This is a genomic window from Vibrio sp. GJ43-1 (assembly GCF_055808835.1).
Genome location: NZ_CM147884.1, coordinates 3,059,133 through 3,078,434, shown reverse-complemented (window position 1 = coordinate 3,078,434; position 19,302 = coordinate 3,059,133). Strand labels below are relative to the sequence as shown.

Annotated in this window: 12 protein-coding genes and 2 pseudogenes; 7 read left to right on the top strand and 7 right to left on the bottom strand. The window is 45.1% G+C overall.

Going from position 1 to position 19,302, the window contains the following annotated elements:
- The first annotated feature begins 77 nt into the window (after window positions 1–77).
- Window positions 78–797: a purine-nucleoside phosphorylase gene (gene deoD / locus AC0L66_RS14655; RefSeq protein WP_473567793.1), complete on the top strand. Its 720-nt coding sequence runs from the start codon at window positions 78–80 to the stop codon at window positions 795–797.
- A gap of 55 nt (window positions 798–852) precedes the next feature.
- Here deoD and AC0L66_RS14650 read toward each other — a convergent pair whose 3' ends face one another.
- Window positions 853–1,455 carry a YtjB family periplasmic protein gene (locus AC0L66_RS14650; protein WP_265673744.1) on the bottom strand — a complete coding sequence of 201 codons (603 nt, stop codon included), beginning with the start codon at window positions 1,453–1,455 and terminating at the stop codon, window positions 853–855.
- 106 nt (window positions 1,456–1,561) lie between these two features.
- Here AC0L66_RS14650 and serB point away from each other — a divergent pair.
- Window positions 1,562–2,532, top strand: a pseudogene (serB, locus tag AC0L66_RS14645) (phosphoserine phosphatase).
- A 140-nt stretch (window positions 2,533–2,672) separates the two neighbouring features.
- Here serB and AC0L66_RS14640 read toward each other — a convergent pair.
- Window positions 2,673–5,018 carry a PilZ domain-containing protein gene (locus AC0L66_RS14640; protein WP_473567791.1) on the bottom strand — a complete coding sequence of 782 codons (2,346 nt, stop codon included), beginning with the start codon at window positions 5,016–5,018 and terminating at the stop codon, window positions 2,673–2,675.
- A gap of 284 nt (window positions 5,019–5,302) precedes the next feature.
- On the opposite strand from AC0L66_RS14640, the pseudogene radA reads away from it, so the two are divergent.
- Window positions 5,303–6,683: pseudogene (gene radA, locus AC0L66_RS14635) on the top strand (DNA repair protein RadA).
- A gap of 337 nt (window positions 6,684–7,020) precedes the next feature.
- Window positions 7,021–9,108: an elongation factor G gene (fusA, locus tag AC0L66_RS14630; RefSeq protein WP_265673748.1), complete on the top strand. Its 2,088-nt coding sequence runs from the start codon at window positions 7,021–7,023 to the stop codon at window positions 9,106–9,108.
- Between the two features lie 71 nt (window positions 9,109–9,179).
- Here the strand turns inward: fusA and AC0L66_RS14625 are convergent, their stop codons facing one another.
- A complete protein-coding gene (locus AC0L66_RS14625) occupies window positions 9,180–10,130 on the bottom strand; it encodes a LysR substrate-binding domain-containing protein (protein WP_265673749.1) in 951 nt (316 codons plus the stop codon).
- Between the two features lie 91 nt (window positions 10,131–10,221).
- Between AC0L66_RS14625 and AC0L66_RS14620 the strand changes: the two genes are divergently transcribed.
- The gene (locus AC0L66_RS14620) at window positions 10,222–10,440 is read left to right on the top strand and encodes a DUF1127 domain-containing protein (RefSeq protein ID WP_265673750.1); all 219 of its coding nucleotides are present in this window, start codon (window positions 10,222–10,224) and stop codon (window positions 10,438–10,440) included.
- A gap of 69 nt (window positions 10,441–10,509) precedes the next feature.
- Here AC0L66_RS14620 and AC0L66_RS14615 read toward each other — a convergent pair whose 3' ends face one another.
- The 4 genes from AC0L66_RS14615 to chrA all read right to left on the bottom strand — a co-directional run bounded on the left by AC0L66_RS14615 (window position 10,510) and on the right by chrA (window position 15,025).
- Window positions 10,510–12,195 carry an AMP-binding protein gene (locus tag AC0L66_RS14615; RefSeq protein WP_473567789.1) on the bottom strand — a complete coding sequence of 562 codons (1,686 nt, stop codon included), beginning with the start codon at window positions 12,193–12,195 and terminating at the stop codon, window positions 10,510–10,512.
- 199 nt (window positions 12,196–12,394) lie between these two features.
- On the bottom strand, window positions 12,395–13,168 hold the full coding sequence (locus AC0L66_RS14610; protein WP_473567787.1) for an HD-GYP domain-containing protein: 774 nt from the start codon (window positions 13,166–13,168) through the stop codon (window positions 12,395–12,397).
- Window positions 13,099–13,527, bottom strand: a complete 429-nt coding sequence (locus tag AC0L66_RS14605; RefSeq protein WP_473567786.1) for a hypothetical protein — start codon at window positions 13,525–13,527, stop codon at window positions 13,099–13,101. Before AC0L66_RS14605 ends, AC0L66_RS14610 begins: the two co-directional genes overlap by 70 nt.
- 250 nt (window positions 13,528–13,777) lie before the next feature.
- Window positions 13,778–15,025 carry a chromate efflux transporter gene (gene chrA, locus AC0L66_RS14600; RefSeq protein WP_473567785.1) on the bottom strand — a complete coding sequence of 416 codons (1,248 nt, stop codon included), beginning with the start codon at window positions 15,023–15,025 and terminating at the stop codon, window positions 13,778–13,780.
- A gap of 35 nt (window positions 15,026–15,060) precedes the next feature.
- Between chrA and AC0L66_RS14595 the strand changes: the two genes are divergently transcribed.
- Window positions 15,061–15,990, top strand: a complete 930-nt coding sequence (locus tag AC0L66_RS14595) for a LysR family transcriptional regulator (protein ID WP_265673754.1) — start codon at window positions 15,061–15,063, stop codon at window positions 15,988–15,990.
- Between the two features lie 181 nt (window positions 15,991–16,171).
- Window positions 16,172–19,288 (top strand): beta-galactosidase, encoded by a 3,117-nt coding sequence (locus tag AC0L66_RS14590; protein WP_473567784.1) that lies wholly within the window; start codon window positions 16,172–16,174, stop codon window positions 19,286–19,288.
- The last annotated feature ends 14 nt before the right edge of the window (window positions 19,289–19,302 follow it).

Sequence of the window (19,302 nt, the reverse complement as noted above, 5' to 3'; positions counted from 1 at the left end):
TTTTAGGTTGTAAATTAACCGAGGTTCCTCAAAACCCTTGGGGGTTAGAACCGTTCTTTACCGAAAAGGAAAACATAATGGCCACTCCTCACATTAATGCGGAAATGGGTGATTTTGCTGATGTTGTATTAATGCCGGGTGACCCTCTCCGCGCAAAGTACATCGCAGACACGTTTTTGGATGACGCGGTACAGGTGTGTGACGTACGCAGTATGTACGGTTACACAGGGACTTACAAAGGTCGCCGCATCTCTGTAATGGGACATGGTATGGGTATCCCATCATGCTCTATTTATGTAACGGAACTGATTAAAGACTTCGGTGTTAAGAAGATTATTCGTGTAGGCAGTTGTGGTGCTGTAAACGAAGACATTAAAGTTCGTGATGTCGTGATTGGCATGGGCGCATGTACGGATTCGAAAGTGAACCGCATTCGTTTTAAAAACCATGATTTTGCGGCGATTGCGGACTACAAAATGGTGAGAAATGCAGAAGAAGCGGCCAAAGCACGTGGCATCAACGTGAAAGTAGGCAACTTATTTTCTGCTGAACTGTTTTATACCCCCGATCCAGACATGTTTGATGTAATGGATAAGTACGGTATTGTTGGTGTTGAAATGGAAGCAGCAGGTATTTACGGCGTTGCGGCAGAGTATGGCGCTAAAGCATTAGCGATCTGTACGGTTTCGGATCATATCAAAGCCGGTGAACAAACCACATCAGATGAACGCGCGACAACGTTCAATGAAATGATGGAGATTGCGTTGGACTCAGTGCTACTGGGCGACGAAGAGTAATCGGTACTTGTTATAAAAAAACCTCGCTTTGGCGAGGTTTTTTTATGGCGTTTATTTAAGGCTGTTTTAACAGCAAGTTCTCACCCTTATTCTTTCCTGGGCGACGCAGAATGACAAGGAGTAGCACACCGGAAATAAAGCTCATCAGTATCATCATGTACATGTAACGATCACTTTTTCGGTAGTGGTGATCCGAGATCGCGGTGACTTTTCCGGTCTCAAACGTAATACGTACAAATCCGATAATGCTATTGTCATTTATGATCGGCTCTATCAGTTGCTGACGCCCTATACTGGCCGTCGCGAGTGGTGTATCGAGTCCAAGCACCTCTCTGGCTGATTTGGCATCGGTACTGGCGGCTACTTTCACCCCTTCAGCGTTGTACACTGTTGCGTCCAGCACCAGTCTTTCAGTTGCTAACTGGTTGGTCAACGCCCCTAGGCGCTCTTGGTCTTGATCGATCAGCATCTGTCGAGCAGATAGGGAGGCTTGGGAGATTAATATTTTACTTAGCACTTCTAGCTGATTACTTTGAATTCTTTCGTTACCTTTACTGATAACAAAGCTATTCGTAGCGATAAAAAATACCATCGCACCAATGAGTCCTAGAGCGACAATGCGTAAAAAGTTGCGAAATGAAAACAGTGAACCGTCCATAATCTTACAAAAGGTCTAAGAAATTACTGATTGGTTTATATTGAGACTTGCACAAGTAAATTGCAATAGGTTACCGTCGTAGTAATTTTCTTATGAAGGACAAGACATGGACGCGGTAAAGCCTTTAGTGATTTCAAAGCGTATTCCCTTAAAGGAGCGCTTTCCGGAAACCCTACTTTCACATCAGCTAGAAAAGAGCAAAGCCTCTTGGATAGTGTATGCTCCTTACCTTTCTGTCAGTATGTTTAATGACATGGATTTTTATGTCGGGCAATCGAGTCGTATTCTTGAGGCTTGGCAAGTAGGTCCGTATGAAGTGGCGTTAATGGCCGGAACGTTAACGTCTGAGCATCAGAAAATATTGGCAGAATTGCAGGTCGATTGTTCGGCCTTGTGTGACGTGCCAGACCTCAATAAACCGGGCGTAATCGTCCTTGATATGGACTCAACCGCGATTCAGATTGAATGCATTGATGAGATCGCTAAGTTAGCTACGGTGTTGGCAAGCAAGTGGCGGAAGTGACAGAACGTGCGATGCAAGGCGAGCTGGATTTTGAACAAAGTTTACGTCAACGAGTAGGGACGCTGAAAGGTGCCGATGAGTCAATACTCAGCGCCGTTCGTGCCGAGTTACCCATGATGCCAGAGCTAAGAGAGATGATTAAAACACTGCAATCTCGTGGCTGGAAAACAGCGATTGCATCCGGTGGTTTTACCTACTTCTCGGACTACTTAAAACAAGAATTGTCTCTCGATTATGCTCAATCTAATACCCTAGAAATTGTTGATGGTAAACTGACTGGCGCCGTAATTGGTGAAGTAGTTGATGCAGAAAAGAAAGCGGATATATTGCAATCTCTGGCCGAAGAGTATGATATTGAACCGCACAACACGATTGCTGTGGGTGATGGTGCTAATGATTTAGTGATGATGCACGCGGCTGGTTTGGGCATTGCCTATCATGCAAAACCAAAAGTCGAAGAAAAAGCGCAGGTGGCAATTAAGTTTGCCGGACTCGGTGGCGTGGTATGTATATTATCAGGGCTACTTGCTAAGCAAAAAAGAGTGAATTGGTAATACTCATTAGGTAATTTGATTTATTAATAGAGCTTGCAGGTGTGACGTATAAGGTGTTAATACCTTTGAAAAAAGGGGGATTGCTAGTTTGCAATCCCCCTTTTTTTGTGTCGAGCAAGATTGGAGGCAAGGTGGCTTGATCAGCTATTGAGCTCCAAGCGAATGAGCACTTCTTCAGTAATGTCAATAACCTCACAGTAGCCACAGATTGCTGTCATTTCATTTTCCAAATTTCTCGCATGACTCAGGCTAAGGGTTAATAGTTCGTTGATGTCTTTTTTCATCAGGGTAGTCAGTGCATCGAATACAGGGCCTGAAGATACTCTCAGTATGTACAGTTCACCCATTGTTAAGGCGTCTTTAATGAACCTTATCCGCTTTTGTGTTGAGTCAAAGTCTTCACGAAGTCGTGTGTGTATCGATTGAATTCGGTCACCGAGTTTCAGCACACCAATATACAATTCATGGTAAACGATTTTAGAACCCGGTCTGCGTTTCATTGGCTCGGCAATCATACTATTGCTGCGTCCTTTAAAAATTGGCTCTAGTGCTAATTTTTGCTGATGACCAATGCGCTCGAAAAATTGCAGGTAACCAGGTAGTGGGAAATTGACACCGACAACTCGACTCTTAACCGAGGTGCCTCGTTTGTCGATGTAGATTGGCGTACTGACCATTTTTCCAAGTAGTACATTATGTAACGACTCAAGCAGGTCCGGGCTTGGTAGAATTTCAGTTTTGATAAGAAGCTTGTCGCGATTATTTTCAATCATACCATTGAAAAATGCGATGATCTTGATGGTTTTACCAGACTCAGCAATGGCAAGAAATGCCGTTTTTTTATCCTCAGACATGCGTACAACATGGTAGGGAACATGATTAAGAGGGAGGTTTTTGTTGTACAGCTGTAATTCTTTAAATGCGACGGAAACCCTCATTCCTGAGCTAAGTGCAGCAGCACTGCGAAGCTGAATACTGGCGCCACGTTTTGAAATGTCGAGAGTGACGCCTTCAACGCTTTCGTTATTTTCGTTAACAATAGCGACGGGCGTACGAAACTCGTATCGTGGTTCTTTTCGTCTCGACTCAGCATCAAAATAAAGACCACGCGGTTGACCGATGATTTTTCGTGGGTGTCTGAAGCGGTTCAAACCGCTCGCCGCAATGCGCGGCTTTTCAGTAAATAAATAATCACTTGCCGACGTTTGGTCGCTGATTTCCTGCAAAATGCCGAAATGGGTGAGTTTCTCTGGTTTAGCAACCAAAGCACTGTAGTGTTTAGATATGGACGTGACATCGGTTTCTGATAACTCAAAAACAGAGAGACGGAATGCTTTCCAGCTCGCTCGCTTGGCACCGACATGCCAGAAAAGTTGCCGTTCTTCTCGATTTGCTTCAGGCATCATCATGGAATAAAACAACGTCATACCATTGTGATCATGGGTAAAGGTATAGAGAACGTTGCTACAGCCTTTGATCCCTGTTTTGATCAGAAGCTCCATTCGCTCAGGTGAGAACAACGAGCCTAGAGCTTGCTGGTGGCGCTCATCGTGCCAATAATTCCATATATCCTTGTTATTCTCGGTAAGCAGAGAGACTTTTAGCTCATTACCGCTGAAAAATAGCGGCAGATTACAAGCATGTTTTAGGTAAGTGTGCTCGTAGCCTCGCGTGCGGGCACGAGTAATTCGGTCTTGATTATCATGACGAATTTTTTTGGATTCGGTATTTAACGTTTTTTCCACGACCTGCTCAACGGCATTGGTACGTGTTAGCCTTAAAGTGCGCAGGTACTTCACTGGAGAGACGCCGTGAATGCCATCAACACCAAGAACACGGTATTCAATTGGTAAGTCGATGTCTTTGACATTGCTTCCTTTGGCTAGCTCCTCAAAGCGGACCTTTATTATTTGCCCAAGATCATAATCAAAAGTACCCGGTACTTTAAATTTGGCGCCCGAGTTTGATAGATCAACGCTTAGGCCATGTACCTGTTCACCATTTTCGAGCTCAATAGAGACTTGAGACTCAAGTCTAAGGCGGTTCTCTTTGCGTTTCAGATCGTACCCTAAATTAATCGCTTCGGCCGCGTAAGGGCTGTCTGGATCGGTCAGCTCACCTTCGTGCTTTAATTTTTGTTCGCTGCCAATAGTACTAATGGTTTGCTTGTTAACGAGGGCTTCCCATACACCTTCAGTGTAACCACCAAACTTACGAGTCAGTTTATGGTACAGATTAAACGCTCTGTCATCGAGCCAGTGAGTGAGCCCATCAAATTGATATTCATGGCAATGTGAAGAGACGCGCCCACGAAGGTCAATACGCTTATGGCAAGGCGCCATGAGTCTATTGAGCTCCATTTTAACGAGCAGTTTCGCTGATGGCGTCTCGCCTTCAGTGATTTGTTTGAGAACAAAGTCAAAATCTTCGGCGTGATAAATAGGTATTAGGCGTTCTGCGAGAGAAAGTATTTCTGATTGCTGCATGAGTTTTGTTAAAGTGTCCCTGTTTGATGGCGATGCCATCATCGATATAACAGCGCAATAAATTTTATCGGCTAGTGTACCGCAATCCTTAGCGATATCTGCTGATGATTTTACAGCATTTTAATTGAATATTTTTCGTGGATTCTCTCGTCTTGGCAATAATTATTGCTTGTCGGAACGAAAATAATAACGGAAAGAACAAAAAAACAACGCCCTTACGGGGCGGTAAGTGCAAGCGATTGCATTATTATTGTTTTTTTCTGTCAATGAGGTAGTGAATAAGTATGGCAAAAGCGAAAAGAGCTTACGTGTGTAATGATTGCGGCGCAGACTTTCCTCGTTGGCAAGGGCAATGTAATGCATGTGGAGCGTGGAATACCATTTCTGAAGTTCGCCTAGCTGCATCGCCTCAAGTGGCACGTAACGAGCGCCTAGCAGGTTACGCAGGTGGAACGGCGGAAGCCAGTGTTCAGACCTTATCTGAAATTGACCTGCAAGAAGTACCACGATTTTCGAGTAGTTTTAAAGAGCTCGACCGCGTGCTTGGTGGCGGTATTGTGCCAGGTGCGGCCATTCTTATTGGTGGTAACCCTGGGGCGGGTAAGTCGACGTTGCTATTACAAGCAATGTGTCGCCTATCATCGCAAATGCCAACGCTGTACGTTACAAGCGAAGAATCGTTACAACAAGTGGCCATGCGTGCCTCCAGACTTGGCTTGCCAAAAGATCATCTAAAGATGCTTTCTGAAACCAATGTTGACCGTATTTGCCAAGTCGCAGAAAAAGAACAGCCGAAGTTGATGGTGATTGACTCGATTCAAGTCATGCACGTATCAGATGTTCAGTCTTCACCGGGTAGTGTGGCGCAGGTTCGTGAATCAGCCACCGCGTTAACGCGTTATGCCAAGCAAAATAATGTCGCGATCTTTATGGTGGGTCACGTTACTAAAGACGGTATTTTAGTCAGGTCCTAAGGTTCTTGAACATATTATCGATTGCTCGGTTTTACTGGATGGCGGAACGGATAGTCGCTTTAGGACCTTACGTAGTCATAAAAACCGTTTTGGCGCAGTAAATGAGCTGGGTGTGTTTGCCATGACAGAGCAAGGGCTAAAAGAAGTCAGTAATCCATCGGCGATTTTCTTATCACGTGGGGAAGAAGAAACGTCTGGCAGTTCAGTCATGGTGGTATGGGAAGGTACGCGCCCGTTACTGGTTGAAATTCAAGCCTTGGTGGATTACAGCCAGCTTGCTAACCCAAGACGAGTTTCCGTTGGTTTGGATCAAAATAGACTCTCGTTATTGTTGGCGGTACTACATAAACACGGCGGTTTACAAATGGCAGACCAAGATGTCTTTGTTAATGTTGTGGGTGGCGTTAAGGTCACAGAAACCAGCGCCGATTTAGCTCTAGTCATGGCGCTGTTGTCCAGCTTTAAAGACAGACCGCTGCCAAAAGACGTGGTGGTGTTTGGTGAGGTAGGGCTCGCGGGAGAAATTCGCCCGGTTCCAAGTGGGCAAGAACGTTTAATGGAGGCGTTTAAACACGGCTTTAAACGCGCGATTGTTCCAGCAGCCAATATGCCAAAAGGTGGCATAGAAGGGATGCAAATTCATGGCGTTAAAAAGTTGTCAGAAGCTCTATCGGCCTTTGATGAACTTTAGCTTCGTATGAAATAAACGACGAGTGGTGCGTTAAATGCACTTTTAATAGTGGCTTTTCTGAAATTTTAGGTAGAATAGCGCCCACAAAGTCTGTGATTTTTAGAAACGACATCGAAAAATCACAAAGAGCAGCTAAAATTAACTGCGAACTTACGTAAGGTACTCTGTAGTAATAGGCTTACTGGGGCAGGCTTTCATCTTAATTTAGATGGAGTTGCGTCATAGTCGATGCTTAAGGGTATAACTTTTTTTAATGCAAGTGCACGCAATGGTATCCGTCTTGACAGATTGTGATATACTCTGCGCGCATTTTATATCCTATTAACAGAGTAAAACGATGACTGATTTATCAAAATACAGAAATATTGGTATTTTCGCGCACGTTGATGCGGGTAAAACCACTACAACTGAGCGTATTCTTAAACTGACTGGCCAAATCCATAAGACTGGTGAAGTTCATGATGGTGAATCAACTACCGACTTCATGGAACAGGAAGCTGAGCGCGGAATTACTATCCAGTCAGCGGCAGTTAGCTGTTTTTGGAACGATCACCGTTTGAACGTTATCGATACTCCTGGACACGTTGACTTTACAGTTGAAGTATATCGTTCACTTAAAGTACTTGATGGCGGTATCGGTGTATTCTGTGGTTCTGGTGGTGTTGAGCCTCAATCAGAAACTAACTGGCGTTACGCGAACGAATCAGAAGTATCTCGTCTGATCTTCGTTAACAAACTAGACCGTATGGGTGCTGACTTCTTTAACGTTGTTGACCAAGTTAAAAACGTTCTAGGTGCTAACCCACTAGTTATGGTTCTACCTATCGGCCGCGAAGATGACTTCGTTGGTGTTGTAGACCTTCTAAGCCGTAAAGCATACGTTTGGGATGACACAGGTCTTCCAGAAAACTACGAAATCCTAGATGTTCCTGCGGACATGGTTGATGACGTTGAAGCGTACCGTGAAGAGTTGATCGAGACTGCTGTAGAGCAAGACGACGACCTAATGGAAGCGTACATGGAAGGTGAAGAGCCTTCAATCGAAGACATCAAGCGTTGTATCCGTAAAGGTACTCGTGACCTAGCGTTCTTCCCAACATTCTGTGGTTCTGCATTTAAGAACAAGGGTGTTCAGATCGTTCTTGATGCTGTAGTTGATTACCTACCTGCTCCAACAGAAGTAGATCCTCAACCACTAACAGACAAAGAAACTGGCGAACCAACTGGTGAAGTTGCGACAGTATCTGCTGATGAGCCACTACGTGCGCTAGCGTTCAAAATCATGGACGACCGTTTCGGTGCTCTAACGTTTATCCGTATTTACTCAGGTAAACTGAACAAGGGTGACACTATCCTTAACGCTGCAACTGGTAAAACAGAGCGTATCGGCCGTATGGTTGAGATGCAAGCAGATGAGCGTAACGAACTTACTTCAGCTCAAGCGGGTGACATTATCGCTGTAGTTGGTATGAAGAACGTTCAAACTGGTCACACTCTATGTGATCCTAAGCACGAGTGTACGCTTGAGCCAATGATCTTCCCAACACCAGTAATCTCAATCGCTGTATCTCCAAAAGATAAAGGCGGTTCTGAGAAAATGGGTATCGCGATCGGTAAAATGGTTGCAGAAGATCCATCTTTCCAAGTTGAAACTGACGAAGAAACTGGCGAAACCATCCTTAAAGGTATGGGTGAGCTTCACCTAGACATTAAAGTTGACATCCTTAAGCGTACTTACGGTGTTGACCTAACTGTTGGTGCTCCTCAAGTTGCTTACCGTGAAACTATCACTCAAGCAATTGAAGATAGCTACACGCACAAGAAACAGTCTGGTGGTTCTGGTCAATTCGGTAAGATCGATTACCGTATCAAGCCTGGCGAAGCTGGTTCTGGTTTCACGTTCAAATCAACAGTTGTTGGTGGTAACGTTCCTAAAGAATTCTGGCCTGCAGTTGAAAAAGGCTTTGCTGGAATGATGGACAACGGTGTTCTTGCTGGCTTCCCAACGCTAGACGTTGAAGTTGAGCTATTCGACGGTGGCTTCCACGCAGTTGACTCATCTGCAATCGCATTTGAAATCGCAGCGAAAGGCGCATTCCGTCAGTCTATGCCTAAAGCAGGCGCACAACTTCTTGAGCCTATCATGAACGTTGACGTGTTCACTCCAGACGATCACGTAGGTGACGTTATCGGTGACCTTAACCGTCGTCGTGGTATGATCAAAGACCAACAAGCTGGCGCTACTGGTGTTCGTATTAAAGCTGACGTACCTCTTTCTGAGATGTTCGGCTACATCGGTCACCTACGTACAATCACTTCTGGTCGTGGCCAATTCTCTATGGAATTCGCTCACTATGCACCGTGTCCAATGAACGTTGCAGAAGAAGTTATTGCTAAAGTTAAAGAAGAGAAAGCAAACAAGTAATTGTTTGATTAATCTTTAAAAAACCCGCCTTATGGCGGGTTTTTTGTTATTGATTCACAAGAAACTTCCCTTCACTTTATTTGGTTCCATATAAGGGTATAGTCGGTTTCTATTATCTCTAGATCGTCATTAGAGTGAGATTGAAACTCACGCACTTGTTCGCGAATCCAGTCACTAAACAGGGCGATTTTTTTACGGTTAAAGTAACTGTCTGGTGCACATAAGTAATAAGAGAATTTCGGTCTGAGCGCTCGATCACCTATGCGAACTAAGGTGCCTTCCTGAATATATCGATACGCTAAGCTGTGTTTAATTAGCGCGACACCTTGTACCGCTAATGCCCCTTCTAAGACAAAATGAGAGCCGTTATATTGTAACGTTGGTTTTCCTAACTTTCCGCCAATCCGATTTAACCACAGATTCCAATCCATATCCGGCCATGTATCCTCGATGAGGTTTGCGTGAGATAAGTCATCGACGGTGTAGATACCGTGCTTTTCTTGGTAGATAGGGTGACAAACCGGATAAATAATATCGTCCATTAAATGCTCACTGCGAATGTTGGGGTAGCTCCCTTCTCCATAGCGAATACTGATATCAACGGATGAATCTTCAAATTTAACCAGTTGATTAGTAGGCTCTAACAAGATCGCCATGTTGGGATGCACTTCCCGAAAGCCTTGTAACCTAGGTACGAGCCAATGCTGGGCGAAAGAGGGCAGTGTTGAGATGGATAACCGATTAGGATTGGGATCTTGATTAATCAGTCGAACACCTTGCTGAAGATGCATCATCCCTTTCTGCGTATGGCTAAATAACAACTCGCCTTCCAGTGTTAATCGGACCTTCCTATGTTCGCGATGAAACAACGGTGTCCCTAGGATTTGTTCCAGTAGACGGATTTGTTGACTGACTGCGGCCGCTGAAACGAATAGCGCTTTAGCCGCATCTTTAAAGCTGCCTTTCTCTACTGCCATATAAAAGTAGTACAGCCCTTGTAAGGGAGGAAGTCGCTCTTTCACTTAAGTTTTCCTTAACTCAATGGAAGTTATCATCGTTTGTCACTGGTTAATATTTGCACGAATATTAACCAAAAGCGAGAGGGAATATGCGATGAAAAACCTAAATGCACTAGAAGGTATACAAATTGATGATGGTATGCACAGTCAACTGGCGATGTTGAGTAAGAAATTCTTACTCATACTGACAGTGTGGCATCGAAACTACGTCACAAGACGTTCTCTTCACGGAATGTCGGATCATATGTTAAGGGATATTGGCCTAACTCAGAATGAGGCTGAAGTAGAATCTCGAAGATTATTTTGGCAATGATAAGCTGGATGGCGAAAAAGAGGCGCGGTGAGCGCCTCTTTTCAAGGGGAAGATGTGAAGAGTAAACCTTTACTCTTCCCAGACGACCAATTGGTCTTTCGGCCAGTTATGACCCGTCTCGTGGTACTTCTGCTCAAGTAGGTGGCGCTTAATCTTTAAGGTTGGCGTCAAAATACCGTTTTCGATACTCCACGGGTCTTTGATCATCAACACGCCTTTTATCTGTTCGTGTGACTCGAGTTCTTTGTTCATTCGCTTAACAACGCGCTCAGCAGTACGTGCATAGCGTTTTTTGTCGAAGTTAGGGAAATCATGTGGCACCACTAATAAAATGGGACCGGGTAGCCCTAAGCCAATCAAGCACATCATTTCTACGCGGCTATATTCGAAAAGCTTTTTCTCTATGGGGACAGGAGCAACAAACTTGCCTTTGGCTGTTTTGAAGTTATCCTTTTTACGTCCTTGGATGCTGAGGTAGCCTTCGGTATCAATGGCTCCTACGTCGCCAGTATGTAGCCATCCTTCGCTATCAAAACACTCTTGTGTTGCAATGTCATTTTTGTAGTACCCAGAGAATAAGCCCTTACTTCGAACCATAATTTCATCATCGGCCGCGATTTTTAGCTCTATTCCCGGACCTGCATTGCCAACGGTTCCGATCTTATCCGCTTTAAACGGGTGGTTGATCGTACTGTAGGCAAAGGTTTCAGTCATGCCCCATGCTTCGGTAATATTAAGTCCGACTTTGTGATACCACTCCAATAGCGCAGGAGAAATCGGTGCAGAACCACAGCCTAGAACTCTGGCTTGATCCAGTCCTAGTCCGTCGATTAATTTTTTCTTAATTAGCGAGTTTACAAACGGTATTTTCAGTAAGAAATTTAACTTCTTCTGCGGCAGTTTATCTTGGATACGCTGTTGGAATAGGGTCCATAAACGAGGAACAGAAATAAACAACGTAGGCCGCTGCATTTTGACGTCTTCAATGAAGGTATCGAGCGATTCTGGGAATGCTGTCATTACGCCGCCTTGGATAGATGATCCAAAAATATACACACGCTCAGTGATGTGTGCCAACGGCAGGTAAGAAAACAAGCGGTCATTCGCCTCTATGCCAATATGGTCAATGAGCATTTGCACCGACCAACTAAAAGCACCAAAAGTGAGCATGGCGCCTTTTGGTAATCCTGAAGTCCCCGAGGTATAGACGAGAGACATGAGCTTATCGTCATGATGGACGGGGCGCTCAGTACTTGGCTCGTGCTTAGCGATAAGGTCGGTAAACGTGTACTGGCACGCAGGCGCACTGTCGTAAGGTAGAGCGATACTGACAACATCAGGTAATTGAGCGATAACCTGAGCAGTAGCGGCGTCGTCGTCTAGTTTACCGGCGATCAACGCTTTACTTTCACTGTGCGTGATACAGTATTCAATCGTATCTGCCCCGGCAGTCGGAAAAACAGGGACGCTGACATAGTCTCCAAGCATGAGTGCAAGATCGCAGATAAACCACTCTGCACAGTTCTTAGAGATGAGTGCCACTTTGTCGCCCGGCTGAATGCCGAGTGCACGAAGCGACGAGACAAGTCGTAGTGCTTTATCCGCCACTTCTGCGTAGGTAAATTCAACAAATTCACGATTAATGATTTGCTTAAGGTAGACCTCATTAGGTCGTTCTTGTGCCCATTTTAGGATCATTTCATTGGGCGGTGGTAGTGTACAGCTGGAGTGTGCGCTTTCGTTAGGCAGTATCATTCTTGAACTCCGTTTTCGTGTAGAACGATAATTTATAGTTATTTTATTGTTAAGTTAATGTTAACAAATACAATATTAGCCTCATGGTGCGACTACTGCAAGTGTCGAGTTGTGATAATTCGTGTCCCTGAGCACAGAATTGGAGTAAATACTCAGCTTTTGTGTGAGCTCACCCGATAAAGAGTGAGCGGTTTATGTCTTAGCTAGCAAAGTGACCATTGGTCAGCATAATGTTTTTAACTTTGTTCTGATGACAGCGCAATGGGTGAACACAATTACCATCGAGCTGCCCTTGTGCCACCATTTTTTCGAGCTCTAGCAGTGCGTGAGTCAATGACCACGATTCACTGTAATGGCGGTGGCTCGTTAACGCATCGAAAATATTGGCGACGGTCACAATGCGCGCCGCAATCGGAATCTGTGCGTGTTTAAGACCAAATGGATAACCGGTCCCATTTAAGTATTCATGGTGGTAACGAATGATATCGCTGAGTAAGTGGGTGCAAGCATATTGTCGTTCACTCACTTGACGCGCGAGTTGATTGATCAAGTTGACGCCTTGCTGCACTCTACCTGCGATTAAGGTGGCGTTATCCCAATCCTGTAACCAAAGTGAGCACTGTTTGGAGCTTAACGTTGAATACTTGCCAATATCGTGTAGGCAGGCAAATCGGACAATATGATCGATGGTTTCATCGTCAAGTTGGTAGAGAGGCGCGATATGATCCGCGATGATGTGGGCATATTGCCCAACGCGATAGGCATGCTCAATATTGTCACGCTCTCCAACGAGCGATGTAGTGCGAACCGAGTGCGCCATTTCTTCAGCTGCTTGTATTAAGGTACTTTGCTCATTGACTAAAGCCGTGATTTCTTGCGTTCGTAGGGTGAGTTCATCGACGGTTAAAGCGTCAAAAAATTGCGGTTTGTTGACGTCGAAGAACAGTAAACCAGTAAATTGATTTTGGTCCAAGATGGGCAGTGTGAGTGATGCGGCATAGCCTTGTTCAAGTAGCCATGTGGAATGGGGGAGTTCGCGGTAATGTTAGAAGCAATGTCATTCACCACCCGACTCTTTTGCTGACAAACTAATCTACCCAATGAAGTTGATGGTGAAATAGGAGCGCGATAACGCACTAATGGTGAGCCTTCTATTGTGCTATGCACGAACGTTCTCAACTCCGAATAAGCAGGGTCAAAGAGCGCGATGGATACTCTAGCGAGCTCTGGTATCTCTTGACGCAACGCGTGATGGGTGGTTTTTAGCTCTTGACCGATAGAGTAGCTACGCGAATGGGAGCGCCTATCATTGTCCAAATATTCCTTTCTCATACTAGCCTCCTATGCGTGAGCAACGTTAATGGCTGTTTCGCTAGCGTCGGTGTCTGGAATGGACAGTTGTCAAATCAACGCTATTGTATTTAAGTGAGCGAAGTAAAGTGAACCAGTTAAGTTGAAGGGATAGATTTGAAGAGAGTGTGGAAAGGCATGAGCATTCGGCAAACCTAACCCCTTAAAAGAGTGTAAGGCTTGCCGATAAGTGTGACGAGTAAAATTGATTAAAACTGCATCAATTATTGATTTATATTAAGTTTTGGACAAAAGGGGTAATAAGCCCAGCAATAGCGAAAAAAGCCACCATCCATACGATAGGCAGTTTGAACTGCTTTAGAAGTAAGCCTCCCGCCAACACCCAAGCAAAATCAATAGGTTCGATGACAGCACTGATAAATACCGGTTGATACAGGGCGGCAATCAGTAAGCCGACAACCGCGGCATTGACACCGTTGAGCGCACCTGAAATGGCAGGGACTTTTGCTAATTGCTGCCAGTGCTTTAATACGCCAACTAATAGTAAGAAACCCGGTATAAATACGCCTAGAGTCGCGATAATCGCGCCCCATATAGGTGCATTTGGCAATAAGGCATAGCCGATGTAAGTAGCAAAGGTAAACATAGGACCTGGAACGGCTTGCGCTGCCGCATAACCAGTAAGAAACACATCTTGAGTAATTTGGTCGCCGACAATATTTTGTAGCAACGGTAAGACGACATGCCCCCCACCAAACACTAAACTGCCTGCTTGGAAGAAATCTGAAAATAACTGCAATGACGGCGACAACCAAGTTATCAGAGGTAGACCAAACAATAAGGCGAAGAAGAGGCCTATTGGGAAGTAAGACAGTTTTATCGATGATTGCGTTGGGCGTAAGTCCGGATTTGCTAAGTAGCGCACCCCAATTAACGCTGCAGCCAGCAAAATTACAATTTGCGTTATAACACTCTGGAACAGCAACAGTGCAACGGCTGTTGAAATACAGAGTGCGACCGTGAGCTTTTGTTGGCAGAAGTTTTTATACATTCCCCAAGCCGCATCGGCGACCACAACGACTGCGAGCAGTTTTAGACCGTGTACCAGGCTTTGAAAGTAACTCGACTCGGTTAACTGACTGCTCAGTAAAGCCAGCGCGATCATTAAAATAATCGAAGGAAGGGTGAAGCCGAGAAATGCCATGATTCCGCCACCTAACCCTGCCCGTTGGTAACCCACGGCAAAGCCAACTTGGCTTGAACCAGGACCGGGAAGAAATTGACTGAGCGCCACCATTTGCGCGTATTCTTCATCGGACAACCATTGCATTTTTTCAACAAAAGTTTGTCTGAAGTACCCAATATGAGCCGCTGGTCCGCCAAAGCTGACCCAACCTAGCGCAAAAAAGAGTTTGAAAATGGAAAATAATGACTCATTCGGCGCAGAGTCTTTTGATAGTGCTGTCACTTCGGAACCTTTAGATGGGAGTTTCATTGGCACAAATAGTACTGTCAGCATTATAATGACTCAAATTAATAAATTTGGTTTGTACTATGAGTGAAATAGGATTGGGGGAGGTGGACTGGAGACGCATTGATCTCAATTTGTTGGTCGTGTTTTATCACCTTTATCAAACACAGAGCGTGTCTGAAGCGGCAGCGCAAAGTTATGTCAGCCAGTCTGCGATGAGTCATAGTTTAGCGAAATTACGGGTGTTATGTGATGACCCGTTATTTGAGAGGAAAGGGCATCAAATGCTTCCAACTGAGCGCGCTTATGAACTGTTTCCGGTTGTCGAGCAGATATTGAATTTGTTTGAATTTAAAGTGATGCCTAAGCGTGATTTTCAACCGTCCGAGTACGATGGGGTGTGTAAAATAGGACTCACCGATTACGCTGAATTTATTTTTGCTCCGATTATTTATGATGCCGTCATGTCTCAAGCCCCGAAAGCGAAACTTCGCTTTATTAATGTGAATCGAGATAACTACACCAAGGTCTGCGAGCAACAACGTCTCGATATTATGATTGGCAGTATTCCCGATCTCGAAGACTCATTTTCCTCGCAAAAATTGTATACCGAAAAGCATGTTTGTATTTATGATGCTTCGGTCTGTCAGGTGAAGACATTAGATATCGCCACATTTGTTTCCAAACCTCATTGCCTTGTAAGTCCTACTGGCGACTTTCACTCCCCAGTAGATAAACATCTCGATGCGGTCGGTGAATCTCGCACCGTCAACGCCGTATCACGAAACTTTTTGACGATAGGCCGATTGGTTCATGGAAGAGAAATGTTTGCCATCGTGCCAAAGAAAATGGCGGAGATAAGCCTGATGCAAAGCGCGTTAACCGCCGTCGCACCTCCGGTGCCTGTGGCAGACTTTGATATCTCGTTAATATGGAAAACCCACTCACATATGAATCACAAAGTGTCGTGGCTTAAGGATTCATTGTACGACGCGATTATTACTGCGCTGTAATGACGGGTTGGCTAACACTCGTCGTCCTAATAAGGTTAAGCAATAAAGTGATCACTTCCACAAGGTTATGAATTTGTCGCTAACCTTGTCTTAAATCCAACCTCTAGTGCTTTTTTTGTCAGCAAACGGTGGTAACGTCCAAGTGTAAACGTTACCAATTACCGTATGGCGAGAATGTACCATGAGATCTTTTTCTGAAATTTTGTTTGCTCGTGAGTGGGAAAACCAGCACGTTACCCACCACAATGTACTTAATGCTCACGCGCCTTTGCATGCTTTTCATAGTGAGCCTGCCGCGTTGCAAAACCGTTCATCCACCAATGAAAGAAGCCTAAATGGTGAATGGCAATTTAAGTGCTTCGCAAAGCCAGAGTTGGTAGAGGAAGAGGTGATTAGCACTACGTTTGATGATGCCTCATGGGCAAGAATTTCCGTTCCTAGTAATTGGCAACTTCAAGGCTTCGATAAACCTATTTATACCAATGTGAAATACCCGTTTGCAGACACGCCCCCTAAAGTGCCAAGTGACAATCCAACAGGGGTGTATCGCGTGGCATTTGATATGACGAGTCTGGATACGGAGCAGCGGCATACACTCACATTTGATGGCGTGAATTCGGCGTTTCACTTATGGCTAAACGGTCGTTGGATTGGGTATTCACAAGACAGCCGTCTCGCCGCTGAATTTGATATTACCGATGCGTTAGTGGTGGGTAATAATCAGCTTGTGGTGATGGTGTTGCGCTGGTCTGATGGGTCTTATCTCGAAGATCAAGATATGTGGTGGTTGAGTGGCATCTTTCGGAATGTGACACTACGGACTAAGCCACGTATCGCTATTGCAGATGTGGCGATTAATACCGAGTTGGACGCGTGCTATCGAGACGCGTTGTTAACGGTATCAACTCACATCAGTGTCACGCCAGAAGAGCGAGCAATGTGCAGTTCTTATTCAGTAGAGGCTGAATTGTTCGATAGGCAGGGTGTGAGCGTTTTTGGCAAAAAGGTGTCTAAATTTGCACAACGCCTTATTGATGAAAAAGGGGCGTGGCAAGAGTTAGCAGAGCATAGTATCAACATTGACAGCCCTCTAAAGTGGAGTGCTGAAGCGCCGAATTTGTATCGTTTAGTCGTGGTTCTAAAAGACGAAGAAGGGAAGTTTGTCGACTGCGAAGCTTACAATGTGGGTTTTCGTTGTGTGGAGATCACTTCAGGTCAGCTTAAAGTGAATGGTCAAGCGCTACTTATACGCGGAGTGAACCGCCATGAGCATCATCCAGAATTAGGTCATACCATGACTCGAGATGCGATGATTGAAGACATTAAACTGCTCAAACAGAATAATTTTAACGCGGTGCGTACTGCTCACTACCCAAATGATCCTCTTTGGTATGAGCTCTGCGATGAATTTGGCCTGTATTTAGTGGACGAAGCGAATATCGAAACCCACGGTCAATTCCCCATGTGCCGTTTGTCAGACGATGTGACTTGGGTGAATGCCTACTTGCGCCGTATGACTCGCCTTGTTGAGCGTGATAAGAACCACCCCTCTGTCATCATATGGTCGTTAGGAAATGAATCGGGTATTGGCAATAACCACCACGCGATGTATCAATGGACTAAGCAGCGCGATCCTTCTCGTCCAGTGCAGTATGAAGGCGGGGGTTCGGATACGGCGGCAACGGATATCATTGCTCCGATGTATGCACGAGTTGACCGTGACCAACGCCTTGCGGCCGATCCTAATGTCACGCCTAAAATTGGCATTAAAAAGTGGCTAACGATGCCAGGTGAAGATCGCCCATTGATATTGTGTGAGTATGCACATGCGATGGGAAATAGCCTAGGCAGTTTTGATAAGTATTGGGATGCGTTTCGAGAGTACCCGCGACTGCAAGGTGGTTTTATTTGGGATTGGGTTGACCAAGGGCTGAGCAAAGTGAATCAAAACGGGGTCCATTATTGGGCTTATGGCGGGGATTTTGGCGATCATATCAATGATCGTCAGTTCTGTATTAATGGTTTAGTGTTCCCCGACAGGAGTGCGCATCCAGCGCTTTATGAGGCAAAAAAAGCGCAACAATTTCATTGTATAACGCTAATTTCAACGGCTCCTGTTCGCGTCAAAGTAAAAAGTGAGTACTTATTTACGGCGACGGAAGATGAAGCGCTGCATTGGAATATGACCGAAGATGGCCATGTGATCGCTCAAGGTTCGCAAGCGTTACAGGTGTCGCCACAAGGTGAGGTGCTGTTGTCGTTGATGGACGTATTACCTACAGCGAAAATCGGGTGTGATTATCACTTGAACATCGATATCGTTAAAACGTGTGCGACGCCATGGTCGGAAGCGAATCACGTTCTATCGTCACAACAAATTGAATTACCGAGTGCGCTTGGCCTGAAGCACAAGCCTGCTAATGGCTCCGGAGTAGCGACGACAACAATAAGTGGCGATAAGGTGACGTTACATGCGAGTGAACAAGTCATGGTGTTTGATTCTACATCCGGAGAGCTAGTCTCTTGGAGCGTAGATGATGTGGAACAGTTGGCCCAGCCATTAAAAGATAACTTTTATCGCGCACCATTGGATAATGATATTGGTACCAGTGAAGCCAATCATGTTGATCCTAACTCATGGGTCGCTCGTTGGGATGCGGCTGGGTTACCTTCACTAGAGGTCGAATGTATCGACTTTGAGCATTTTGCTCGTCCGCATTATTATCAAGTTGAATCTCGTCGAGCCTATCGGTTTAACCATCATTGTGTTTTTGAGACGCTTTGGTGCTACAAAATCTATCAAAATGGTGAGGTTCATATTGATGTTCAGGTTGAAGCCGCACCGGGGCTTCCATCGTTACCTAGGGTGGGTATGGAGTTGGCGTTACATCCATCTTTTGAGAGCGTGTCTTGGTATGGACGGGGGCCTTTTGAAAACTATCCAGACAGGAAGCTCGCGGCGCACATGGGCCGATACCACGCTTCCATTGACGACATGCATACTCCTTATATATTTCCTACGGATTGCGGGCTAAGAACAGATGTTAAACATAGTCAGATAGGTGCACTCCAGATTACGGGTGAGCATCACTTGTCGGTAAGCCGATACAGTACCTCTGCGTTAAGCGCTGCCAAACACACCCACGAGCTGCGTGACAGTGGCGTTGTTTTTGTCCGTTTGGATGGCTTTCATATGGGAGTGGGCGGTGATGATTCATGGACACCAAGTGTCCATGAGGAATTTAAGCTATTGCAACGTCAGTATCAATATCAGTTGCGGCTGAGTATGCAAGGTTAATTCAAATAAGATAG